This is a genomic window from Nonomuraea sp. NPDC001636, from assembly GCF_040298265.1.
Taxonomy (GTDB): domain Bacteria; phylum Actinomycetota; class Actinomycetes; order Streptosporangiales; family Streptosporangiaceae; genus Nonomuraea.
Genome location: NZ_JBEOZT010000076.1, coordinates 1 through 4485 on the forward strand (window position 1 = coordinate 1; position 4485 = coordinate 4485).

Below are 4485 nucleotides of genomic sequence, written 5' to 3' on the forward strand. Positions count from 1 at the left end.
AAGACTCACCCATTATCATCAGACGTTGAGAGGACGCCTTCCGACCAACCCGACTGGGAGCTACGCCGCCTTCAGGCGATCGGGACCCGAATCCGAATCGCCCGTGAGCACGCGAACCTCAGCCAGGTCCGGCTCGGTGAGATCGTCGGCGTCGACCACAAGACCATCCACCGCATCGAGCACGGAGTCAGCGACCCTAGCCTCGGGCTCTTGCTCCAGATCGCCCGAGCTGTCGGCGTGCCCCTCGCGGAGCTGGTGAGGTAGCCCCGGCCGCCACTGGCGAACCGGCCGGGGCTGGTCCCTGCCTGCTTGTGGTCCGCCGTGACCACGAGCGAGCAGGAGCTCAAGAGCGGCTGAGCAGTCGGCGTAGCGGTGAGGCCTCGCCGGTCGCGGCCTCGTCCGCCTTCACGCAGTCCGCGGTGTCCTTGTGCCAGTACGCCGTAGGCCGGGCGCCGCTGGCCGACTCCGGTGCGATCGGGAGGGCCTCCCCAACAATGGGGCGCTTGCAGTAGGCGCAGCTCTTCATGGACGGTCCTTCCTCTTGTGGCACGAGCAGTCGCAGCGCTTCGCCGGGAAGATGAGCGCGCCGCCCACGCGGACCTCGTCGAGCTTGCACCAGCTGTGCTCAGCGACTACGCACTCGGGTCGGAACACCGGGCGGCGGCTGCGCTTGGTTGCGGGGCTCACCGCGCCACCTCGGCTGGCTGGTCCTGCGTGAAGACGTACAGCGGCTTCCGGCCGCGCTGCTCCGCACACGCCCGGTGGGCGTAGATGTGCGCGCCGCCCTCTACAGCGGTCTGCATACGGACGCACACGTCGGCGCCCGGGAGCGGACAGTAATTGCAGTGCCGTGGCCTGCGGGTTCGCGTCGCCATGGCCAGACGGTAGGCCGCGCAAGTACGCGGTTGCTGACTGATTGCGCCGGATTGCGCGGGGCCCGCGCAGGGTTTCGCCGGATTGCTCAGATTGCTCCGAGAGACGCCCGGACGCGGCCGATGAGGCGCTGCGCCTGAAGGCCGGTGACGGCAGCCGCCGAGAGCTGCTCCCAGACGCGGAGGTAGAGGGCGAGGTCGTCGGCAGTGTCGTACTGGAGCTCGGTGTTGATGGTCTCGACGATGACCCGCTGCTCGTCGAAGATCCAGAACCCGTGTTTCGGTGTGATCGGCATGGCGGCCCGCAGAGGCACGATGCCGAGCTCGACGGTCGACATGCCGATGAGGCCGACGAGCCGGTCCAGCTGCCCCGTCATCGTCTCGACGGTGCCCACGTGGGCGTACAGCGCGGCCTCCCAGATCAGGACGCGGAAGAGCTTGCCCGGCTCGTACAGGACTTCCTGCCGGCGCATGCGGGACTGGACGGCAGCCTCGGTGTCCCGGGGCGAGCGCATCAGGCTGGCGTTCTGCATGAGAAGGTGCCGGGCGTAGTCCGCCGTCTGGAACAGGCCTGGAATCACGCTCGTCTCGTAGCCGCGGGCGGTGGCGGTACGCCGGTACTCGACGACATAGCGGTCCTGGACCGGGGTGTGGCCGGCGGCAAGCTGGCGGCGCCACTGCTGCGGCTGTGACTCCAGGCCCCGGAGCCGGGCGAGGAGCTCGCCGAGGACGTCGTTCCGGCCGGCCGCCGTGGCCCACTGCTTCAGGTCTTCGGGGCTGGGCTTCTGCTGGCCGGACTGGAGGCGGGACACCTTCGACGCCTGCCATCCGAGTCGGGCGGCGAAGTCCCTGCCGTTCATGCCCGCCTCGACGCGCAGCTCGGCGAGCCGCGCGCCGAGGGCGATTCGGCTGCTGTCGGGCTCGGTCACACAGTGGACCGTACCGCTGCCCAGACCTCGGCAGTAGGTACGGCTGCGGCGAGCGCAGTGTCCCGGGACCGGCAGGCGGCCAGGACGGCGGCTGGGTCCGTGATGGTCTCGACGCCGACGGTGGTGTCGGTGTCGTCGATGTGCATCCGTACGAGAGTGGTGGAGTCGAAGAGCCAGAAGTCGTGACCGATGTCCACGCCGAGACGCTCAGCGTCCGTCCGGCCGAGGACGCGGATGTCCTCGCCGGCCGCGACATTTCCAGCGGCGGTCGCCATGAGGAAGCGCTGTCCGTCCGTCGGCGGATCGTCGACCAGGCGGACGCGTGAGAACCGCGCCCCCTCATCAGCCTTGGCCCGCACGTTTACGTTCCACGGGTGATCCGGCTCCGGTGTCGGGTCGACGCCGCGCATGAACGCCTGGAAGCGGGTGCCAGCGCGGTCGGTCGCGTAGCCGCGTCGGGTCTCCAGTCGGAACGCGCTGTGCTGGAATTCGGCGAACAGGTGGGTGATCTCCTCGAAGGGGATCAGCGGGGGCACGGTTACTCCTTGGGGGCGAAGCGGGTCAGCAGCTCGCGGGGGATGACGACGGCGGTCTCGGCGACGCCGAGGTCCCGGAGCTGGGCGCGGTGCTCGGTGTCGACCTCGTCGCCCTGGATGACGAGGTCCCCGGTCTCGACGACCTCGTACAGGGTGGGGCAGTTGCCGTGCTCGCTGGTGGTGCCGATGAACCTGAGCGTCATCGTGGGCTCCGTCCTTGTCGGGTGGAGTCTCAGCATGGTCGGAACCCGCGCAGTGTGCTGGCGAGTTGCGCGAGATTGCGCGGGTCGGTCCTCCGGTGGTGTGTTGCGCGCAACACCCGGACACGACGAAGCCGCCCCCTCCCGCCCTCCCGAAGGAGGCGCGAGAGGGGGCGTGGCGTACTCAGGCACTTGCCTTCGCGGTACCGCGAAACTAATCACTTTGCGGACAGCCGCAAGGCGATCACTTTATGGACGTCCATAGAGTGATCACGGGCTACTTCACTAGGACGTTGACGAGCCAGCCGCCGGCCGGGACCGCGAGTACTCCGATCCCGACGGCCGTCCACGCCAGCTTCTCTACAGCCGCCAGCCGGGGGCCGTGCGTGGCCGACGCTTCGGTCTTCGCCTCCAGGGCGTCGACCCGCTCCTCGACCCGCTTCACGGTGTCGCGCTGCTCGGCCTGCGCCCGTTCGTTCTGGTCTGTCCGCTGCAGGGCGAGGTCGAGCCGACCCGACACCTCGGCGAACCCCGTTCTGATCTCGCCGCGCATCTCCGCCAGTTCGACCGCTACTTGCGTGGACTCTGAGGGGGTCACCCCTGCTGCTCCGGCTCGTCGCCCCGGAGCTCCCACTCGTTGGTACGGAGCCAGCGAGGCAGGATGGCCTGAACCCCCGGCAGTGCCATCACGCGGGCGAAGCCACCCGCGACGGCCAGCGCGCCAGCGACCCACGGCAGGGCCTCAGGTACCCCGGACGCGGAGACGACTGCGGGCAGGACGACGGCGATGCCGAGCGCGGACTGAAGGATCGTGCGGGCGGTTCGCTTGGCGGCGTCGGACATGGTCACTTCTCCTTCTGGGCGTTGAGCAGGACGGTGAGCTTGTCGACCTTCGTGGTGAGCGCGATGACCGCCTCGTAGGTCTTGGCGACGTAGCCGTAGAAGTCCGGGATCCGGCGGCCGGCCTTCTTCGACTTCTCGTCGGCGTCCTTGTTGCGGTACGCGAGGACGCGCAGCGCGACGCGGTCGACGTCCTTGTCGGACAGGGCCATGACGGGGTCCTCCTCGGGGGTCCCGGCGGCGTACCGGAGCACGCGCGCCATGTCGAAGTTGCCGGGGTCCCCGTGGTCGTTGCCCTCGGGGACGTGCTGGTGGCCGAGGTGGCCGGTGTACTGGTTGAAGGCGGCGGCGGAGAGCCGCTGAGGCGCGTTCTGCCCGTAGCTCCCCGGGTAGGCGCGCCACGTGACGGTCGACGTCATCGGCACACCGTGGTTCTGGTGGAGCCAGCGCACGAACGCGGCGACCTCGCGCAGGGCCCAGTCGGGGGCCTCGGGCCAGAAGATGTGCGCGCGCCCGGCGGCCTCCCACTTCCGGTGGGTGGTCGGGTCGCAGGTGCCGACGAGCTCGACCTGCGCGAGGTTGTTGCGGTTGGTCGTGATGCCGCCGGCCCGGTCGACGAGCGCGCGGGCGGACTGCTCCAGGTCGAAGTGCTGGTACCAGCGGAGCTTCATCGCGGCGAAGTCGGGGACGGCGGTGAGCGTTGGGGCGGAGGCGCCGTCGCCGTAGGTCGGCAGGGCGGTGCCCTCGGTGGTGTGCCAGACGACGGCGTTGATCTCCATCGCGGCGCCCTCGTACCTGTCACCCCACCAGTAGGCGAAGGACGCGCCGGGGTAGCGCTGCGGGCCGGTCTTGGCCATGAGGCCTCCAGAGATGACGAAAGCCCCGGGCCGGCGGCGCGGGGCGAGGTGGTGGTGCTGGGTCAGATGGGGGCGTCGATGTAGCAGGCGTCCAGGAGGATGCCGTTCGTGTTGTTTCCGGCCGCCGTCGGAACACCCACCTGGAGCTGGCCAGAAGGTTGCAGCGTCATCCGCACCCCGTAGAAGGCCGTCGCGCCACCCGCCTTCTGGAAGCCATGCTCGAAGGTCGGCCGGTAGATGGGCGTCCCGCC

General features: G+C 69.6%; 8 protein-coding genes. 1 reads left to right on the plus strand and 7 read right to left on the minus strand.

What is annotated here, in order from left to right; translation table 11 throughout:
* Nucleotides 1-264, plus strand: a 264-nt coding sequence (locus tag ABT158_RS50905; protein ID WP_352366676.1) for a helix-turn-helix transcriptional regulator, incomplete at its 5' end; no start/stop codon positions are given.
* A 697-nt stretch (nucleotides 265-961) separates the two neighbouring features.
* Here ABT158_RS50905 and ABT158_RS50910 read toward each other — a convergent pair.
* The 7 genes from ABT158_RS50910 to ABT158_RS50940 all read right to left on the minus strand — a co-directional run.
* Entirely contained in the window at nucleotides 962-1801 is an 840-nt protein-coding gene (locus tag ABT158_RS50910) for a helix-turn-helix domain-containing protein (RefSeq protein ID WP_352366678.1), read from the minus strand.
* Entirely contained in the window at nucleotides 1798-2337 is a 540-nt protein-coding gene (locus ABT158_RS50915; protein ID WP_352366680.1) for a DUF6879 family protein, read from the minus strand. The genes ABT158_RS50910 and ABT158_RS50915 overlap by 4 nt, the downstream gene beginning before the upstream one ends.
* 2 nt (nucleotides 2338-2339) lie before the next feature.
* Entirely contained in the window at nucleotides 2340-2540 is a 201-nt protein-coding gene (locus ABT158_RS50920; protein ID WP_352366682.1) for a hypothetical protein, read from the minus strand.
* A 274-nt stretch (nucleotides 2541-2814) separates the two neighbouring features.
* Nucleotides 2815-3135 (minus strand): hypothetical protein, encoded by a 321-nt coding sequence (locus tag ABT158_RS50925; RefSeq protein ID WP_352366684.1) that lies wholly within the window; start codon nucleotides 3133-3135, stop codon nucleotides 2815-2817.
* On the minus strand, nucleotides 3132-3380 hold the full coding sequence (locus ABT158_RS50930) for a hypothetical protein (protein WP_352366686.1): 249 nt from the start codon (nucleotides 3378-3380) through the stop codon (nucleotides 3132-3134). Before ABT158_RS50930 ends, ABT158_RS50925 begins: the two co-directional genes overlap by 4 nt.
* 2 nt (nucleotides 3381-3382) lie before the next feature.
* Nucleotides 3383-4234, minus strand: a complete 852-nt coding sequence (locus tag ABT158_RS50935; protein WP_352366688.1) for a hypothetical protein — start codon at nucleotides 4232-4234, stop codon at nucleotides 3383-3385.
* A 62-nt stretch (nucleotides 4235-4296) separates the two neighbouring features.
* Nucleotides 4297-4485: hypothetical protein (locus tag ABT158_RS50940; protein WP_352366690.1), on the minus strand; the 189-nt coding region annotated here is incomplete at its 5' end.

Coding starts and splice junctions, on each gene's coding strand:
- ABT158_RS50920 (WP_352366682.1), bottom strand. CDS start 2,540: ATGACGCTCAGGTTCATCGGCACCACCAGCGAGCACGGCAACTGCCCC.
- ABT158_RS50930 (WP_352366686.1), bottom strand. CDS start 3,380: ATGTCCGACGCCGCCAAGCGAACCGCCCGCACGATCCTTCAGTCCGCG.
- ABT158_RS50935 (WP_352366688.1), bottom strand. CDS start 4,234: ATGGCCAAGACCGGCCCGCAGCGCTACCCCGGCGCGTCCTTCGCCTAC.